This is a genomic window from Synechococcus sp. R55.4 (assembly GCF_047461935.1).
In the GTDB taxonomy this organism is placed as follows: Bacteria; Cyanobacteriota; Cyanobacteriia; order Thermostichales; family Thermostichaceae; genus Thermostichus.
This window is the reverse complement of the sequence record NZ_JANSIF010000036.1, coordinates 14,038-31,704: the sequence shown is the minus strand read 5'-3', so window position 1 is coordinate 31,704 and position 17,667 is coordinate 14,038. Positions and strand designations below refer to the sequence as shown.

The 17,667-nt window shown below is 59.9% G+C and carries 15 protein-coding genes; 5 read left to right on the top strand and 10 right to left on the bottom strand.

Annotation, left to right across the window (positions count from 1 at the left end; genetic code table 11):
- Positions 1 to 71 precede the first annotated feature (71 nt).
- Positions 72 to 1,301, bottom strand: a complete 1,230-nt coding sequence (locus tag NW842_RS09350; RefSeq protein ID WP_414374919.1) for a class I SAM-dependent methyltransferase — start codon at positions 1,299 to 1,301, stop codon at positions 72 to 74.
- A gap of 71 nt (positions 1,302 to 1,372) precedes the next feature.
- Here NW842_RS09350 and glcD point away from each other — a divergent pair, with 71 nt between their 5' ends.
- Both glcD and NW842_RS09340 read left to right on the top strand, forming a co-directional pair.
- On the top strand, positions 1,373 to 2,884 hold the full coding sequence (glcD, locus tag NW842_RS09345; protein WP_414417913.1) for a glycolate oxidase subunit GlcD: 1,512 nt from the start codon (positions 1,373 to 1,375) through the stop codon (positions 2,882 to 2,884).
- Positions 2,885 to 3,167: 283 nt separating this feature from the next.
- On the top strand, positions 3,168 to 4,055 hold the full coding sequence (locus tag NW842_RS09340; RefSeq protein WP_414355573.1) for a hypothetical protein: 888 nt from the start codon (positions 3,168 to 3,170) through the stop codon (positions 4,053 to 4,055).
- 13 nt (positions 4,056 to 4,068) lie between these two features.
- Here the strand turns inward: NW842_RS09340 and NW842_RS09335 are convergent, their stop codons facing one another.
- The 4 genes from NW842_RS09335 to NW842_RS09320 all read right to left on the bottom strand — a co-directional run bounded on the left by NW842_RS09335 (position 4,069) and on the right by NW842_RS09320 (position 9,328).
- Entirely contained in the window at positions 4,069 to 5,295 is a 1,227-nt protein-coding gene (locus NW842_RS09335) for a DUF3326 domain-containing protein (RefSeq protein ID WP_414417912.1), read from the bottom strand.
- Positions 5,296 to 5,348: 53 nt separating this feature from the next.
- Complete coding sequence (gene hemG, locus NW842_RS09330; RefSeq protein ID WP_414417911.1) at positions 5,349 to 6,905, bottom strand: protoporphyrinogen oxidase; 1,557 nt, start codon at positions 6,903 to 6,905, stop codon at positions 5,349 to 5,351.
- Between the two features lie 77 nt (positions 6,906 to 6,982).
- Entirely contained in the window at positions 6,983 to 8,293 is a 1,311-nt protein-coding gene (locus NW842_RS09325) for a homoserine dehydrogenase (RefSeq protein ID WP_414417910.1), read from the bottom strand.
- Between the two features lie 204 nt (positions 8,294 to 8,497).
- Positions 8,498 to 9,328: a GvpL/GvpF family gas vesicle protein gene (locus NW842_RS09320; RefSeq protein ID WP_414417909.1), complete on the bottom strand. Its 831-nt coding sequence runs from the start codon at positions 9,326 to 9,328 to the stop codon at positions 8,498 to 8,500.
- 233 nt (positions 9,329 to 9,561) lie between these two features.
- Between NW842_RS09320 and NW842_RS09315 the strand changes: the two genes are divergently transcribed.
- Positions 9,562 to 10,188, top strand: a complete 627-nt coding sequence (locus NW842_RS09315) for a DUF3318 domain-containing protein (RefSeq protein ID WP_414374913.1) — start codon at positions 9,562 to 9,564, stop codon at positions 10,186 to 10,188.
- Here the strand turns inward: NW842_RS09315 and surE are convergent.
- On the bottom strand, positions 10,111 to 10,917 hold the full coding sequence (surE, locus tag NW842_RS09310) for a 5'/3'-nucleotidase SurE (protein ID WP_414374912.1): 807 nt from the start codon (positions 10,915 to 10,917) through the stop codon (positions 10,111 to 10,113). The genes NW842_RS09315 and surE overlap by 78 nt on opposite strands.
- A 175-nt stretch (positions 10,918 to 11,092) precedes the next feature.
- Here surE and gap point away from each other — a divergent pair, with 175 nt between their 5' ends.
- Complete coding sequence (gene gap, locus NW842_RS09305) at positions 11,093 to 12,109, top strand: type I glyceraldehyde-3-phosphate dehydrogenase (RefSeq protein WP_414374911.1); 1,017 nt, start codon at positions 11,093 to 11,095, stop codon at positions 12,107 to 12,109.
- A 59-nt stretch (positions 12,110 to 12,168) separates the two neighbouring features.
- Here gap and NW842_RS09300 read toward each other — a convergent pair whose 3' ends face one another.
- The 3 genes from NW842_RS09300 to NW842_RS09290 form a co-directional block, all read right to left on the bottom strand.
- Positions 12,169 to 13,515 carry an AmpG family muropeptide MFS transporter gene (locus NW842_RS09300; protein ID WP_414417908.1) on the bottom strand — a complete coding sequence of 449 codons (1,347 nt, stop codon included), beginning with the start codon at positions 13,513 to 13,515 and terminating at the stop codon, positions 12,169 to 12,171.
- Positions 13,516 to 13,652: 137 nt separating this feature from the next.
- The gene (locus tag NW842_RS09295) at positions 13,653 to 13,910 is read right to left on the bottom strand and encodes a DUF3146 family protein (protein WP_414374909.1); all 258 of its coding nucleotides are present in this window, start codon (positions 13,908 to 13,910) and stop codon (positions 13,653 to 13,655) included.
- A gap of 234 nt (positions 13,911 to 14,144) precedes the next feature.
- The gene (locus NW842_RS09290; RefSeq protein WP_414355581.1) at positions 14,145 to 14,486 is read right to left on the bottom strand and encodes a DUF3155 domain-containing protein; all 342 of its coding nucleotides are present in this window, start codon (positions 14,484 to 14,486) and stop codon (positions 14,145 to 14,147) included.
- 829 nt (positions 14,487 to 15,315) lie between these two features.
- Here NW842_RS09290 and NW842_RS09285 point away from each other — a divergent pair.
- Complete coding sequence (locus NW842_RS09285) at positions 15,316 to 15,807, top strand: DUF4168 domain-containing protein (RefSeq protein ID WP_414417907.1); 492 nt, start codon at positions 15,316 to 15,318, stop codon at positions 15,805 to 15,807.
- Here NW842_RS09285 and NW842_RS09280 read toward each other — a convergent pair.
- Entirely contained in the window at positions 15,797 to 17,611 is a 1,815-nt protein-coding gene (locus NW842_RS09280) for a response regulator (protein ID WP_414417906.1), read from the bottom strand. The genes NW842_RS09285 and NW842_RS09280 overlap by 11 nt on opposite strands.
- Positions 17,612 to 17,667: the final 56 nt, after the last annotated feature.

Here is a 17,667-nt window from a genome sequence, read left to right as displayed (position 1 = left end):
CTGCTCAGAGATAGGCAGGATGCGATCGCTTCTTTCCTGAACCATGTTCAGGAGAGTTCAGCGTGAATGTATCAGACTGAGTTTTGAGGCTCCAGCAGCAGCACTTGCCAGCGCAGCAAGCGTTGCAGTTGCTCGAAGCTCAGGGGGCACTCTAGGCCAGCCTGGATCTCTTGGACGGTGCGGATCCCGTCCACCTGTTGGAGAAAGGCGAAGGCTTCTTCGCTCAGGGAGATGGCTTCGTAAGCATAGTTGAAAATGCTCCGCCCCGGCCACAGGCCCAGACAGGGGCTGAGGTGGGCAATGGCTGATGCTACACTTTCCGGGCTTGTCCATTCCCAGCAGCGGATGGGGGGCTTGCCGAGAAACAGCTCGTAGTGGGCTACCACCGGATCCAGCAGCTCGATCAGGCGATAGCGTTCCGGTTCCGGCAGCTGAGCCGCCTGAGCCAGCAGGGCCTCGTCCTGGCCCAACACCCGCTCCAGCCGCCAAAACTCTGGGTTGGAAAAGCGCAGAAACTGCAGTCCAGAAGCCCGGATTAATTCAAACAGAGTCTCGATGGTGTAATTCACTTCCTGGGGGTGCAGGTACATATCGGCGAAGCATTCGTCGTCCACGTTCTCGATGGCCCAGCGGGCCCGTTCTTGCTGCTGGATGCGGTTGGTTTCCGGCAAGATCTCGAAAAGGCGGCGGCCCACCTGGAGACCCCTCTGCAATTGCTCCGCCGAGGCAAGGGTCTGGTGTTCAGAACCCGTTACCAGCAGGCGGATGGCCTTTTGCATGAGGCGGATTTCGTGGCGGCCCAGCTCACCATACACAAACAGGTGCAAGAGCCCGCCGGGAGCCAATTTGCCGGCCAAAGCCTGCAGCCCCGCTAGCGGATCGGGCAGGTGGTGGAGCACGCCCACGCAGTTGATGAAGTCAAACTGCCCCGGCAGTTGGTCGATGTCGTAGACGTTGAGCTGGCGAAACTGCACCGGCGGTGCCTGGGAAGCCCGACAACGGGCCTCGGCAATCTCCAGGGCGCGGCTGCTCAGATCAAAGGCCCAAATTTCTGCGTTGGGGTTTTGGTGGGCAATGTATTCTGTTCCCACTCCCGAGCCACAGCCCGCATCCAGAATGCGCACCTTGCGCCGACCCGGATGGGATCCCGTACAAAAGGCATGGGCCTGGGGCCAACTCCAGCGCCAATTCCACCCTGGCGGGGGAACAGTGCCGACGGGCTGCGGGGGGAAAGGGTAGAGCTCGTAGAGCTGCCGCACTTGGTTGAGGATTTGTTCGGCGCTGGGGGAGTTGGGCTGCATGGACTATCTGTTGGAGCCAGCAAGACTATAGTGACAATATCCCTCCTAAAGCTCCTGCTGGGCCCACTGTCATGAAAGTGCTCCGCACCGCTAGCGCGAACGCTTCTGCTCATCCTCTACAGACCGGCCTCACCTTCGACTGGATCAGGCTGACGGCTGAGCTCAAAAAGATTCTGGATCCCAAGCGGGTGATCAGCAAGCCAGAGGAGCTGCTGGTTTACGAATGCGATGGGCTGGTCAGCTACCGGCAAAGGCCGGCGCTGGTGGTGCTGCCCCGCACAACAGAAGAGGTAGCGCAGGTGGTGAAGCTGTGCAGCCGCTACGGGGTGCCTTTTGTGGCGCGGGGATCCGGTACCGGGCTATCGGGGGGGGCCCTGCCGGTGGAAAATAGCGTCGTCATCGCCACCACCCTGATGAAGCAGATCCTGGAAATCGACCTGGACAACCGCTGCATGGTGGTGCAGCCGGGGGTTATTAACACTTGGATTACCCAGGCCGTTGCCGCCCAAGGCTACTTTTATGCGCCGGATCCCTCTAGCCAGTCGGTTTGCTCCATCGGCGGCAATGTGGCGGAGAACTCCGGCGGTGTCCACTGCCTCAAGTACGGCGTAACAGCCAACCACATTCTCGGCCTGACGGTGGTGCTGCCGGATGGGGAGGTGGTGCGCTGGGGAGGCAAGATCCCGGAGATGCCCGGCTACGACTGGGTGGGGCTGTTTGTGGGATCCGAGGGCACCCTGGGCATTGCCACCGAGATTACCCTGCGCTTGGTCAAGGCCCCGGCTCAAGTGCAGGTTTTGCTGGCAGACTTTGACAGTGTGGAAGCGGCGGGATCCACCGTCTCCGACATCATTGCTGCCGGGATCATCCCCGCCGGCCTGGAGATTATGGACAACTTCAGCATCAATGCCGTGGAGGATGTGGTGCAGTTGGGCTACTACCCGCGGGATGCGGCGGCCATTTTGTTGGTGGAGGTGGATGGGCTGGAACTGGAGGTGGAAGAAGCCAGCCAACAGGTGAGGGCGCTGTGCTTCAAAAATGGGGCGCGACAGGTGCAAGTCGCATCCGACCCGGAAGAGCGGGCGCGGGTGTGGAAAGGACGTAAGGCAGCATTTGCCGCCATGGGCAAGCTCAGCCCCAACTACTATGTTCAGGATGGGGTGATCCCCCGCAGCCAGCTAGCCTTTGTCTTGAAGGAAATCGAGCGCCTCAGCCGTGAGTACGGTTATCCGGTGGCCAATGTGTTTCACGCTGGCGACGGCAATCTGCACCCCTTGATCCTCTACGACGAGTCGGTGCCGGGATCCCTGGAACAGGTGGAGAAACTGGGGGGCGAAATCCTCAAGCTCTGCGTGCGCCTGGGGGGCAGCATCTCCGGCGAACATGGCATCGGGGCAGACAAACGCTGCTACATGCCGGAAATGTTTACGCCTGCGGATTTGGAGAGCATGCAATGGGTGCGGCAGGTGCTTGATCCCCAGCACATCGCCAACCCCGGCAAGATCTTCCCTACCCCCCGCACTTGTGGTGAGTCAGCTCACGCCCACAGCCGACCGGAATGGCAAGGGATCCCAGTCTTTTGATTTTGAACGTGATATGCAGTCGTTTCAGGCTAGAGTGAGACGCCTGGGCTACTGCTCGCGCCAGCGGGACGGAGTCCTATCGCGCCAGCGGGACGGAGTCCTATCGCGCCAGCGGGACGGAGCGAGACAGAACTTTTCTACTCCTGCTGCTCGCAGCCTCGTCGCGACAGCGTTAGCGTTGCCCTACCGTAGGCACAGCAACAACTCCGGCAGAGGCAGGACAGAGTAGGATGCTACCTTGGCAAAGATTCTTTGGAGAGCAAGGATGAGGCAGCAGAGAGGAATGGCTCAGCACAAGAGGTGGGCGGTGGGCCTGCTGGCAATCTGGGTTTGGCTGAGCTGGGGGGTGGGGGCCTGGTCTGCTCCCCTTTGTCGGGATCCCCTCTTGCTGCGGCAGATCTTGGCAGCTCTGGGCCGCCCGGAGGTGAAGGTAGAGGAGGTGGCCCTTTTTGATTCGGATCAGTGCCTTGTCCAACTGGTGCTGGATCGTCAGGGGTTGAGCGGATCCCTGCCGCCCGAAATAGGCCAATTTCGCCGGTTGCGAGCCTTGTCCCTCAGCCACAACCAACTTTCCGGCCCCATTCCGCCCGAGCTGGGGCAACTCGGCCAGTTGGAAAACCTGTTTCTCGATTACAACGAATTCTCCGGCTCCATTCCAGCCGAGCTGGGGCAGTTGCGAAACCTGCGCGGCCTGTTTTTGGATCACAACCAGCTCTCTGGGCCTATTCCCCCCCAACTGGGGCAACTGCACCATCTGGAAAACCTCATCCTGCAAAACAACCGCCTCAGCAGCACCCTTCCCGGCCAACTGGGCCAGATGAGCTCTCTCAAGGGCCTGTTTTTGGATCGCAATCAGCTCTCTGGGCCTATCCCCCCTCAACTGGGGCAACTGCACCATCTGGAAAACCTCTACTTGTCGGACAATCGCCTCAGCGGATCCCTGCCCCCCGAACTGGCCCAACTGAGTCAGTTGCGGGATCTGCGCTTGGCACGTAACCAGTTCACGGGAGAATTGCCGACCTTTTTGGCAGAACTGCCCCGACTGGAGCGGCTGCACATCGAGGGAAACCCCGGCCTCTGCTTGCCGGCTGCCCTATCCGAGTGGTTTGCCGGCCTAAACCCAGCGGATCCCCTGCCGGCTCCCATCTGCTCATGGACTCCGTCCCGCTAACGCGACCGGTAGCCTACTGGGACTCCGTCCCGCTATCGCGAAAGGACTCTGTCCCACTATTGTGCTCTGCACCGCTGTCACGAACGCAACAGCGTCGCGTAGCAATAACGGCGCAAGTGTGGGATCCCAGCTTTTCCGGGGGGGAGGGGGAGAGCCGTAGCGACGACCAGGCCACTCCTGCTCGGTGGGCCACCACCACTCCAATCGCCTCTAGATAGGAGGTTACCGATACATGAGGGATCCCCAACTGGCGGGGATGCACCTGCATCACGGTGGTGTTTTCCTCGACGGCAATGAAAAGCGGAGGACGGGCAAGGACTCCGTCCGTTCGCGTCAGCGGCGGAGCATTGTGGTGGGGTTGCGACAGCGTTGCGGAGCCATAACGGCTGGCCAGGTGCAGCAAGCCAGGCCCCCCAAAGGCAGTGGCCGGGGCAATGACGCTGTCCACCTGCTCTGCTGTCAGGTCACCCGGTTGGACGGGATCCCCGCTCTTGACAAATTGGGGAGCATAGCTGAGGCCCACCAAAACCGAAGGCAAGAAGGTAAACCCCACCTCTTCTGCGGCAGCGCGGGGGTGAACCGGCTTGGGGAAAGTCTCAGGGTAGAAAGCGGGGGCGTGGGCACAAGGGATCCGCAACTCCCGCACCACCAGGTGGCTGATCAGGGCTTCGACGCCGGCCAGGGGATCCACCCCCATTCCTTGCTCGTATTGGCTGAAGTCCAAGTCATCCGGAAAGCGGGCCACCACAGCAATGGCTTCTGCCCCCAGGCGAACCAGCTCCTGGGCAGTCTCCAAGAGAGCATCGGGCCGGGCTAGGGATCCCTGGCTGGCTCCTGAGGGGGAGAAGCCGACGGAAACGCCCAAGGGTTGGCGGGTCAAGCGCCAGGGGCCAATGTTGAGCCCCAAGGTGGCCTGAGCAGCCTGCATCACCTGCAGGTGGCGTTGTTGCAGATCGGGGGGGATCCCGGCATCCAGCACCACCCCAACACAGTTTTGGCGCACTGGCCGCAAATTCCACACCCCCGCACAGAACTGATCCAGGCCGTACCCTTCCACGTACAACACGTTCCCCATCGGCCAAAACAAACTGGCTCCGTTTAACACGTTGGGATGGGTGATGACCCGCTCTGCGGCTGCTGCCAGAGTGCGGGCAACAGGCAGGGCATCCCCGGCAAAACCACCGATGCGGGCACCAATGCCGGTGGGGATGAGCAGGAGGCTGGTGTAGGGATGGCTCATGCTGCTATGTCTACAGCACTCTATGCTGCTACACGCGAACGGGAACCGCACCGCTAACGCCGGACGGACAGGATCTGCTGGGCTAGGGCCTCGGCCCGCCGCACACAATCTCCCAAGGCCACGCCATCCAGGTAGTTGGCACACACCCACACCCCTGGGGTTTGGTCGGCCAGGCTGGCCTGCAATTGGGCAATCCGCTGCCGGTGGCCAAGCGTGTATTGCGGGATAGCTTGGGGCCACAGGCGCTCTCCCAGGCGGATGGGCTCGACAGGGCGGGTGAGCAGGATCTGGCTGAGTTCTGCATGTACGATTTGGGCCCGCTCGTCAGGGGAGAGCGCCGTAATGGGCGGGATCCCTTTCTGGCGGGCAAAAGCCGCATCGGTAGCTCCCCCGATGAAGCTGATCAGGCAGTGATAGCCCTGAGGAGCCCGCTCTGGGAAGAGGGAGGAGGCCCAGATGGTGCCCAGGGTGCGCAGGCCCTGAGAGCGAGGGATCAGATGGCCAAACCCTCGCAGCGGTTGGGGGAGGGCTTCTTCTGGATAGGCCAAAGCCACCACCGCCACAGGCGGGTAGGGGATTTCCCTCAGCAGCCGGCTGGCCTGGGGGTTGAGATCCTGCAGGAGGGTGGCAGCGGCGTAGGCAGGGAGGGTGAGCACCACCTGTTGAGCCACCACCCAGTGGATTTCTTCTGGGGCGTTGTGCTCTGCACCGCTGTCGTGTATGACAAAGCCCACCCGGTAGCCCGTCTCATCCCGCTTGAGATGCACAGCCCGCCAGCCCAGCCGCAGCGCACTGCCCAGTTTCTGGGCAATCGCCTCAGGTAGCTGCTGCAACCCCTGCCGCAGGTTACCCAGTTGGCCCCGCTTGGGAGGAGGTTGGATAGGGGAGTTGCCGCTGTCCTGGTGACGGGTTCGCGGGAGCGTCGCGTAGCGATAACGGCTGCGCAAAGCCTGCACAGCACCGGCAAATAGGCTGCCGTAGCGTTCTTCCAAGCCGGCAATGCGGGGGAAGGCTGCCAAGGCGCTGAGCTGATCCGGATCCCCGGCATACACCCCTGAGGTGAAAGGTTCGACCAGCCGTTCCACCACCTCGGATCCCAGTTGCCGCCGGAAGAATTGCCGCACCGTTTCCTCTCCGCCTGGCGGCGGCGCAACAAACCCCAACAAGCCGCGCAAGGCCCGCAACTTGCCGCCCACGCTCAACAGCCGCGAGCCAATGGCTGCAGAAGGGCTCAGGGGCACCGGCAGCAGCTCTTTTTCCCAGTAGATGTAGCGGGGCAGCTTGGCATCGGCCAGCACCAGGTGCTCCGCCAAGCCCACCTCGGCAATGAGGTTAAGCAGGGCGGGGACGGGGGTAAAGCTGTTGGGGCCCTCTTCCCAGCGATAGCTGTCTTTGGATTGGGTGGAGATACAGCCCCCCACGCGGGAGCTGGCCTCGGCCAGGAGCAGCGGCTGGGTGGATTCATCCTTGGGGGATAAGCCCTGTTGTAATCGCAAGGCCAACGTTAGGCCGCTGATGCCCGCCCCCACCACCACCACCTCAGCCTGCAAGGACTGCGTCCTACCAAAGTGCTCCGCACCGCTATCGCGAACGCGAACAGAAGGGTTCATCTTTTGGGTTCCAACGGGTTTTCCGATCCTCTAAGGGTCAAACAATTATGCTCTGAGCCGCTCGCGGGTCTACGCAGCTAGCGCAGCACCCGAAATAGGCTGGGGATCCCGGCTACCTGGGGCAGTTGTTGGATCTCGGCCAGCGCCTGCCGGCAATCGGCCTCGCGGACGGTGTGGGTGAGGATGACGATCTCCGCCTGCTCTTGGTGACATTCCTTCTGGGTAATGCTCTCCAGGCTAACCCGGTGGCGACCGAAGCAGGTGCCAATCGCCCCCATCACCCCCGGCTGATCCTGAGCCAACACCCGCACGTAAAACTCCGACTCCAATTCCGAGAGAGGGATCAAAGAGGCGGCAGCGGGGAAGCAGGAGAATCCCCACAGCGGATTGGGGGCATCAGCCCCCGTTTGCCGGTGGGCAATCAGGGTCAGCAGATCGCCAACAACGGCACTGGCAGTCGGCCCCCGCCCCGCCCCCGGCCCCGACAGCACCACCTGCCCCAAAGGATCCCCCTGCACCAGGACGGCATTGTCCACACCGTTGATGTTGGCCAAGGGGTGGGTAGAGGGCAGAAGGGTGGGGTGAACCCGGATATCCAAAGCCATCTTCGCTGCCTCCCCGCCAGAGTTGGCCCTTTGGGCGATGGCCAAGAGCTTGAAGGTGTAGCCCCACTCGCGGGCATAGCGAATGTCGGTGGGGCTGATGCCGCGGATCCCTTCGCAGGGGATGGCTGCCCGCTCCACAGACACCCCGAAAGCAAGGCTGGCCAAAATGGCGATCTTGTCGGCGGCATCCCACCCTTCCACATCGGCGCTGGGATCCGCTTCGGCGTAGCCGTGGGCCTGGGCCAGGGCCAGGGCTTCCTCAAATGAGCTGGCCGCCTGGGTCATCTGGCTGAGGATGAAGTTGGTGGTGCCGTTCACAATGCCCCAGACCGCCTGGATGTGGCTGGCCTGCAGGGACTGTTGCAAGGGCTGCAGAATCGGGATCCCGCCCCCGACTGCCGCTTCCAAGAGCACCGAGACTTTGGCTTGGGCTGCCGCCTGAAAGATCTCCTCCCCGTGGCGGGCGATCACCGCTTTGTTGGCTGTGATCACCGGTTTGCCGTGGTCAAGGGCTTTTAAGATCAAGGTGCGGGCCGGCTCCAAGCCCCCCATCAGCTCGATGACCACGTCGATTTCCGGATCCGACACGATTTGCTCCAGATTGGTGGTCAGGCGCTCAGGCGGGATCCGCACTTGCCGTGGCTTGTCCAAAGAGCGCACCCCCACCGCCGCTATCTCAACCGACTGCAAGAGAGGATGCCGGGGTTGCTGCAGAATTTGCACAACACCCGTGCCAACCGTGCCCAGCCCCAATAGCCCAACTCGTTCGCGGTAGCGGCGCATAGCGCTTTAGACCACAACTCTTCCTTTTGCCTGCTGTTCCCGTTAGCGGGACGGAGTCCTTTGCCCTGTGAGGGCTCCGCCTCGCCAATGCAAACAGGAAGCGGACGGGATCCCCTCACCATTATCACGCTTGGATCCACGCTCTGCTAACGCGACCATGATCCGCATGCAGAGCACTTTGTTCGCGCTAGCAGGACGGCGTCCTTAGTTGGGATCTATACACTTGTCCGCCAGAGAATCCCGTAAGGCACGGACAAAGTGATAAGGGGGCAAAGGGGCGCTCCAATCCAGTTGCCAATGGGGGTGCTGATCCAGCCAGGTTTGGGTGAGCTGAGCGGCGGCTTCCCACTCGGCAGGGGTGAGCAAAAAGTAGAGCCGCAAGGCCTCTCCCGGTTGGGGATCCCCCCTTTGCACAGGCCAGGTGGAAGGCCAAAGCTGCTGTAGGGCTTGCTGCTCCTGCTCTTGCTGCTCTTGGGCCTGTCGTTGCTGGAGATAGGCTTGCTTGCGGGCCAACAGATAGGCCGTCCCGCTTAGGGAGGGCTGTGGCTCCGGTTGGGGCTGAGGTTGAACCCTTCCTTTGAGACAGTACTCGGCCCGCCCCCCAATGGCTGCGAGGGCTTGTTCGTACTCCGTCTGCCGGGACAGCAGATGGGATCCCAGCTTTTCTGCTGAGAGGAAGCAGGTGCCGAAGCGCAGGGGCAGCACCGGCATCTGGGCGAACAGTCGGCAGATCACCTGGTCGTGGCGCAGGGCAGAGCGCACCAACACCTCATCCGAGACTTGCAGCGACTCTGGATCCTGCATCGGCTCCACAGCAGCGGCAATTCGGCTGCCTGTCGGGGAGAACACCTGCACCGACCGATGGATCCCCTCGGTTTGCCGGATGAAGGGCAAAAGCTCTGGCGCTGGCTGCAGGAAGAAGGCGTACGTGTAAAGGGGGCTAAAGGATTCCGTCCCGCTACCGCGAACGGCACTCTGCTCATTCCCGTCAGCAGTACGGAGCACTTGGGGTTCTGGCTGAGCTGGGAAAGTCATGGCCTCAGATTTGAGACAGATAGGCTCGCCTTCCCAGTCTACGCAACCTAGGATTGGGATCTAAGGACTCCGTCCCGCTACCGCGAACAGAAACCCATGGAGTTCTACGGCCAGCCTGGAGATGCGATAGACTAACCTCGCATTGGTTCTACACAGGGCTGTGGTGTCGGGGGCCGGAACAGCGCCCGTGTTCAGGCGGGCTCCCCGCCTCAATGCCCCTAACAGGTGAGGCCATGAACAGCCGCCCAGATTTCAAATCCTTTGAAAAAGAAGAAACCGAACGGCTGCGAGATCTACTCCCCGCTTCCTTCCGACCCTTGATCAGCGTCGTTCCCCACTTCGGGGGTGAAGCCCTGCTCATCTCCCGCCGCAAAGCCCCTTGGCAGCCCCAGGGCACCATCGCCATCGATTTTCGCCGTTGGCAAGGGATCCCTCAGCCACAGCGGGATCTGTTGTTTCTGCGGGAGGTGGGCTGGCTGGACAATCGCAACTGGCTGCAGCCGGGGTTTTACCAGTCGCTGGCCTTGTTCGGGGGCATCACCACTGTTGCGGAGCTCTCTTTGCAGCACCCCTTTTCCGCTCTGTTGGCAGGTGGCATTACAGCTCTCTCCGTCCGGCAGATCTGGCAAAACCTGAACCGGGAGAGCGCCCATTTCGATGCCGATGAATTTGCCCTGCGCCGTGCCCAGTTCCGCGGCTACACCCGACAGGAGGCCGCTCAACACCTGGCAGATGCCATAGAACAGGTTCTGAAGCTGGATCCCACCGATATCCTGACGGCGCTACGGCTGCAACGGCTGAGAACCATTGCCCGCAACCTGGCTTCTACCCCCCCCAGCGGAAACGCCTGGTCGCGTTAGCGGGACGGAGTCCTTGGCCAGTTGCACTTGGGTAATGGCCACCCGACCGGAGAAGCAGATGTCGGTATCGGTTTGGGGATCCCGAGCGCGCTCCGCATAGCGGCCCTGATAGCGAAACCACAGCGACTCTGCCCCATTTCCCTCGGCTTCCACCGCATAATCGAGCGGCAGGGGTTGGGTGCAGAGGGGACAATAAACCCGCTCCGGCAGAGGGGATCCGGCGGGCAAGTGGGGCAGGTTCACATTCCAAAACGCCCCCCTGGGCAAAGGTTGTTCCATCAGCTCCGCCAAGATTTCCCGCGTCCACCGCTGGGCCTGCTCCCAGTCGATGGGTTGGCCCCCTGCTCGGTATTGGGAAATGGCAATTCCCGGGATCCCGCGCATCGCTGCTTCCCGTACCGCCGCCACCGTTCCCGACAGGTACACATCCGATCCGAGGTTTCCCCCTTCGTTGATACCGGAAAGCACCCAATCCACCGCTGGGGCCAGCTTGAATAGGGCCACCCGCACACAGTCGGCAGGGGATCCCTCGACGGCAAAGGTGCGCTCGCCGCGGGCCAAGGCCCGAAAAGGTCGCCCCGTTGTCACCTGGTGGCTGCAGCCGGAAATCGGTTGGTGGGGGGCCACAATCCAACAGTGTTCTTCCGGGATGAGGGCGCTGAGGGCCAACTTGAGGTTGGCCAGCCCGGCAGCCTCGATGCCGTCATCGTTGGTCAGCAATACCTTCATTCCTACTTTTCCCTTCTGCCGGCAACTTCTTGGGTGAGTCCCAGTGGCAAATCTGGAGATCTTGGGTGCAAAAGCGATGGGGATCCCGTTCTTCTTCTACCCTATCCCTAGGGGGGCAGCGTCTCCCATGCCGCGTCCCCTGATCCATCGTATAAACTGATACCGGAGGATTGCGATGACCACACGGGTAGCCATTAACGGATTTGGTCGCATTGGGCGGGCCTTCCTGCGGGTGCTGCTGTCTCAGCCAGCTCCAGAGCTGGAGGTGGTGGCAGTCAATGACCTGACCGAACCCGACAACTTGGCCTACCTGCTCCAGTTCGACTCGGCCTATGGGCGCCTGCCCCAAACCGTGAGCGCGGTGGACGGGCATCTGCAAATCGGCAACCACCTGAAAGTCCGGGTTTTGGCAGAGCGGGATCCGGCGCAACTGCCCTGGAAAGATCTAGGGGTTGACCTGGTGGTGGAATCAACCGGCTTGTTCACCAAACGAGACGGGGCCGCCAAACACCTGGAGGCCGGGGCCAAAAAGGTGATCATCTCTGCTCCTGCCAAAGGCCCCGACTTGACGGTGGTGATGGGGGTCAACGATGACCAATACGACCCAGAGCGGCATCACATCATCTCCAATGCTTCCTGCACCACCAACTGCTTGGCGCCGCTGGCCAAGGTTTTGTTGGATCGCTTCGGCATCGAGACCGGCTTTCTCACCACTTGCCATGCCTATACCGCCACTCAGGCAATTGTGGATCGCCCGGATCCCAAAGATTATCGGCGGGGCCGCTCAGCAGCAGTGTCGATCGTGCCTTCCACCACCGGGGCCGCCACGGCAGTGGCCGAGGTTTTGCCCGCCCTGAGAGGGAAGATGGATGGCCTGGCGTTGCGGGTACCCACCCTGACGGGCTCGATTGTGGACTTTGTGGTGCGTACCGAGCAGCCCATCACCAAAGAAGCCGTCAACCAAGCCTTTATCGAGGCTGCAGAAGGCCCGCTGCGCGGCATCCTGGCCATTGCTCCGCCAGAGATCGTCTCGGCGGATATTGTCGGGGATCCCCACTCTTCCATTGTGGATTTGGGATCCACCATGACCTTAGGGGATCGCACAGTAAAGGTACTCTCCTGGTACGACAACGAGTACGGCTATGCCGCGCGGCTGGTGGATCTGGCGGCCAAAATCGGGGCTGCGCTGTAGGCGGCCATCCTTGTTGCGTTCAAGGCAAGGCTATTAGAACCGGATTTGCGGTGGGGCAGTTACGGTTCAGATGCGGTTGTGGCCGGGGTTGCAGGCGATGAAGGGGGGCCGAGCCACAGCAGGATCACCATCGCCGGAGCAGCTGTCATCGCTGTAATCAAATAAAACAAAGGCCAATTGACTGCAGCCGCCAAATAGCCCGACACGGCCCCGGCCAAGGTTCCCCCCACGGCAAATACACTGGTGAGCAAAGCATACTGGGTGGCACTAAATTGCCGATCGCAAAGGCTCATCAAAAAAGCCAGAAAAGCAGCCGTGCCCATGCCCCCGGCCATGTTGTCGAAAATGGTTGCCCCCACCAGCAGCGGATAGTTTTGCCCCACCAACCCAATCGCTCCCAGGCCCAAATTGCCGATCCCTTGCAAGGCTGCGAAAATGAACAGACAGCGGTAGGTGCCGATGCGGCTGACCCACTCCCCCCCCACAAAAGCCCCCGCCAAGGTGGCCAACAAGCCTATCCAACTGCGGATAATGCCCAGATCGCTGGTGCTAAACCCCGTCTGCAACAAAAATGTGGGGGTCATTTGCCCTGCCAAGCTATCCGGCAACTTGAAGCAGACCACAAACAGCAGGATCGCCCAGGCCAAGCGGTGCCGCCAAAAAGATTGAAACGGCTCGATGATGGCCGACCGCAAAGAGGTAGGCTTGAGGGCGCTGTTTTCCGGCTCAGGGGCCAAAAACGAGGTAATCAACCCGATCAACATCAGCAGCGCCATGATCCCGTACACCTGCCACCAGGGCAAATAGTCCGCCAAGATCAAACTCACGCCACTGCTGACCAACAGCGCGATGCGGTAGCCGAATACAAAAATCGCTACCCCTGCCCCCATCTCCCGCTCTGCCAAGATATCGGTACGGTAGGCATCCACCGCGATGTCCTGAGAGGCGCTCAAAAAAGCCACCAGCAACCCCACCAGAAAGATCGGGCGGGTGAAAACCGTGATTCCCGGCCAAGTCTGGGCCAGCTCTTCCCATCCCAGAGCTTCCAGCCAGGTTTGGGTCGGATCCTGAAAACCCAGTAGCCCTATGCTGAGCAGCAACAGCACTTGGGTCAGGGCCATCCACCCCCGCCGCCGACTGCCCCGCAGGGATCCCGGTGCCGGCAACAGAAATCGATCCAGAACAGGCGACCACAGGAACTTGAAGGAGTAGGGCAAATTGAGCAGGTTAAACAAGCCGATGGCAATGGTGGTCAAGCCCGCTTGGGTCAGCCAAGCATTCAAGGTGGTGTTGATCAACAGCAGCGGCAAACCCGAAGAAAATCCCAACAGCAGCAGGACGCCCATCTTGGAGCTGCCGTAGACCCCCAACATCCGCCTCAAGACGCTTGTCCCTGCCTCAATCATGACCAGCCTTCCCCACCATCCTGTCCATTCTCAGGGATCCCTGTATTCCCAGTCACCCTAACAGGTGCCTTCCAATGCTCAGCCCCGGTCTTTGGTGCTGGGCAAAAGCTCTGCTCAGATCTGCTCAGATTGAGAGTTCACAAGCTGCTGCGAATCACAAACGAGTAGTTGCTGCCCGGTTCCAGCAGATAGTCGGATTTTTCCAGAAAGCGGCTCAAGGGCTCGCAAATCAAAGCTCGCCCCACAGAAGGCTCCACTCTGAGTTCCCCGGCCCGAAAGCACCAGCAAAAGCGCCAAACCCAACCGTTGGCGTTGACTTCCCCCTCAATGGCCCCCTCTTGCCAAGAGCGGCGGGTAATTTGGACATGGGCAGTGGTTTGAGGCAGTCGGCTCATCCGGCATCTCCCGACGGGATCCCTTGTAGGGTAGCGCGTGGCTCCCTCGCTGCCGCCAGCAGATCCAGCATGGGGAGTGAGGTATCAGAAGCTCAACCCATTGAGTGAAAGGGATCCCCTAAATAGGGTCAGTTCTTTTGATTTTCTTGATTTTCTGAGAGCGGCTGCAACAAACCCCCCAGGGTAGGGGGGCTGTTTCCTGAGCTCCTGCTAATAGGAAAAGCTGGTCAGAGGCTAGCGAGCGGCAGTTGCAAGAACCTTTGAGGATTTTTTCTCCGGCTTCTCAGCCGCAACCTCCGCTAGCAAAGCTCGCAGGCTGGGAAAAAGGAAGTGGTTTTCCTCGACATATTGCGCGCCGAACAACCCCTTCTCCGCCCAAAAAAACCGATCAACGGTATGCTCATTTCGCCGCACCAAAATCAGCGCGGGGGGCTGAATAGACTTTTCCTGAATATACTTTCGAGCAGCGGTTACAGACTTCTCTTCACCACTGTCCAGATTAAATTGAGGAATGTGATCTAAAATTTTGCGCCCTTCCAGACGACGGCGACTCTTACGCTTTCTTCTCCTAACCAATGTAAGCCTCCTGTAGAAGGATGACCGAACAACCGCAACCGCAAAGAATATATCAGCGCTGCTTAAGAAAAGCAATAACTTTTACCCATTTTTGTTATCATCTTTTACAAAGGCAATAAAGACAGCAGTCGCCCTCAAAGCCCTTGAAGGGTTACTTATGGACGCGCCCAAAAAAATCTAATCGGGAACCTTTCTCCGAACAAAAAATCCTCCAACAATCGCCTGCAAAGAGAGCTGGCGATTGGGCGTTTGCTAGGTTGACTGCTGATATTGATAGGGGATCCACGGGCTCTGACACCTGCGAAGAAAGTCAGATGCCGATGTGGGAGATCCGCATCAAATCTGGCCCCTAGCCTAACATTAACAAAAACGATACTCAACAGAACATATACCTAAGCTCAGCTTCAAGACAACCCCCTTTGGGCTGAAGTGCTAAGTCAATTGCCAATGCTGCAAGTCTGGAGCTGCTCAACCGAGGAGAGAAAGGGGCACTCCGGTGCCGGGCTACCGTTGAACAGCGCATGTAAGACTGTACAACCAACTTCTTGTTTCTACAAGAGATCCACTGCAGATCCCCAGCATGTCCACACAGCCCTTTCGCGAGTTCATCCTGGGAGCCCTGGAGTGAGGAGTTCTGGTACCGTAGGGATTGGATAGATCCCGCGCCAGGTGACCGGCAAGCTGGAATGGGCTTGATGGGCTGCCAGGACTGCGCTGAACCGATTAGACGGAATTCAGGCATCTTGCTAGCCTTACTTCAGGCTTGGCTGCGCCTCAAGGACTTAAGTCTATTTGGGTTTATCTTGTCTGGGTCTAGGGAGTTTTGGGCATGATGAAATTTGGATTGCTGATGGGTCTGGGACTCAGCCTGGGATCCCTGCCGGTTTGGGCACAGGGAGCAACCCCGCTGCCTAGCCCTGCTGCCACTGCCTCTCCGACTTCGGGGGGGGCTCCGGCCACAGCAACTCCTAGCCCTCTGGCATCTCCGACTCTAACCCCAGAGCAAGTCACCGATGCCCAGGTGGAACAGTTGGTGCGGATTTTGTTGGAGTTGGATCCCCTGATTCGGGAAGCCAGCGCCCAACTGCGGGAAACCCAGAACGAGGAGGAGTACGAGCAAATTATGCAGCGCACAGAAACCCAAGCCAGCCGCATTGTCGAGGAGCAAGGGCTGACGGTGCTTCAATACCGCGAATTGATGACCTTGGCGAACGAAAATCCTGTTCTCAACCAGCGGGTTCGTGTGCGCTTGCAAGAAGTTTTGCAGGAAGGGGAAGCTTCCAACTCTCCAAAGCCGGCTACCCCGACGCCTACACCCTAGGCTGAGCTGGCTTGCCTTGGCCAAAGGCAGGGAGAACCTGAGGCAGCCGCAAAGTAAAACAGGTGCGATTGGCCTCGCTGTTGAGGTGAATGCTTCCTTGCAACAGGCTTACCCGCTGCTGCACGAGGGCCAACCCCAACCCTGTCCCCCCTTGCCGCCAGGGATCCGCGCTGGGCACCCGATAGAACTTCTCGAATACCCGCTTTTGTTCTTCTGGAGGAATGGTTACGCCGGTGTTGAGGACTTGGATTTCCAGGTGGTCGGGATGGTACATGGCCTGAAGGCTGATCAGGTGCTCAGCAGGGGTGAATTTACATGCGTTTTTCAGCAATTCCGCCAGCACCGACTTTAGCACTCCCGGCAGAGTAAAAATGGCAGGCAGTTCTGGAGGGATCCCAAGGCTGAAGCGCTGATGGCGGCTATGGGCCTCCTGAGCAAAGGGCTCTGCGATCTGGGGCAACCACTCTTGCAGCTCCAACCAGCAGGGCTGCTGTGAACCGTTCGCGTTAGCGGGACGGAGTCCCTTGAGCATCTCCAACTGCTGCAGTTCCAGCAGATCCTCGACCAGTTTGATCTCCCGCTCGCATTCGTTGTCCAACACCTTCAAGTACTGAGAGATCTTGGCCGGATCCGGGGATCGGGCAGCGCCCTGAGCAGGCAGCAGAACGGCGCTGAGCAGGCGGATGGCCATTTTCATGTTGGAAAGAGGAGTGCGCAGCTCGTGGGACACCGTGCTAAGGAAGTCATTTTTTAGGCAATCCAGCCGCTGCAATTCCTGTACCTGGCGCTCCAGTTGGGCGGTGCGGGCCTGTACCTTTTCTTCCAGGGTGCGGTTCAGCTCCTGAACCTGTTGGAACAATTCCGCCTGCTGAATGGCAATGGAGAGGTGATCGGCCAGGGCCAAGATCAGATCCTGATTGGTGGCCAGCCAACCGGGACGTGCTGTTTTCAGTTGTAGGCACAGGCTGCCCCAAAGGGTGGGGTGGGTCGGGCCAGATTCGGGGTTTTCGCCACCGTAGAGCGGTACCAGCAGCCAACTGCCAGGATAGGCTTTGGCCATGGCAGAGATGTAGACCCAGTCTTTGGCTTGGTCGGCTGCCTCCAGCAACATCACTTTCCCCTGCTTCAGTTGCTGGGCAATGGGGCTTTCGGAATCGGGAATGAGACAGCCCAGGTAGCCATCCTGTTGAGTGCTGTACTCGGAGACAATGCGCCAATGCTGTTGCTGAGGCTGATAGATGCTGATGCTTACCCGATCCGCCTCTAGCAGATGGCCTATCTCGCGGGTGACGGCAGCAAGGATTTGATCCAACTGCAAAGAAGTGGGAATGGCTCGGACGATGCGGTTCAGGGCTTGCTCGCGGGCCGCCTGTTGGCGTAGGTTCAACAAGTTCTGGCGGGCCTTGATCAGGTGTTGGATGCGCTGACGCATTATCGGCCAGTGAATGGGCTTGGTCATGTAGTCGCTGGCTCCGGCAGCAAAGGCTTTGTCTACGGAAGCTTGATCCTCGAGCGAGGTGATCATCAAGCAGGGTAGATCCGCATCCAGAGCCTGCAAGCGTTGGCAACACTCGAACCCATCCATGCCGGGCATGAGGGCATCCAGCAGGGCAATTTGAGGCTGAGTTTGACTGAAGAGCAGCAGGGCTTGGTCGCCGTCTTCGGCCTCTGCCACTCGATAGCCTTCATGAACCAACAGGTGGGTCAAGTACCCGCGTATGAATGGGTCGTCATCGGCCAGCAGCACCGTCGGCGAAGCATTTGGCAACGGATATCCAGAACTGGGGATAGGTGGAGATTGCACAAAATTCACTCCACAGAGTTGGCCGTTCGCGACAGCGGTGCAGAGCACTAAGGCTT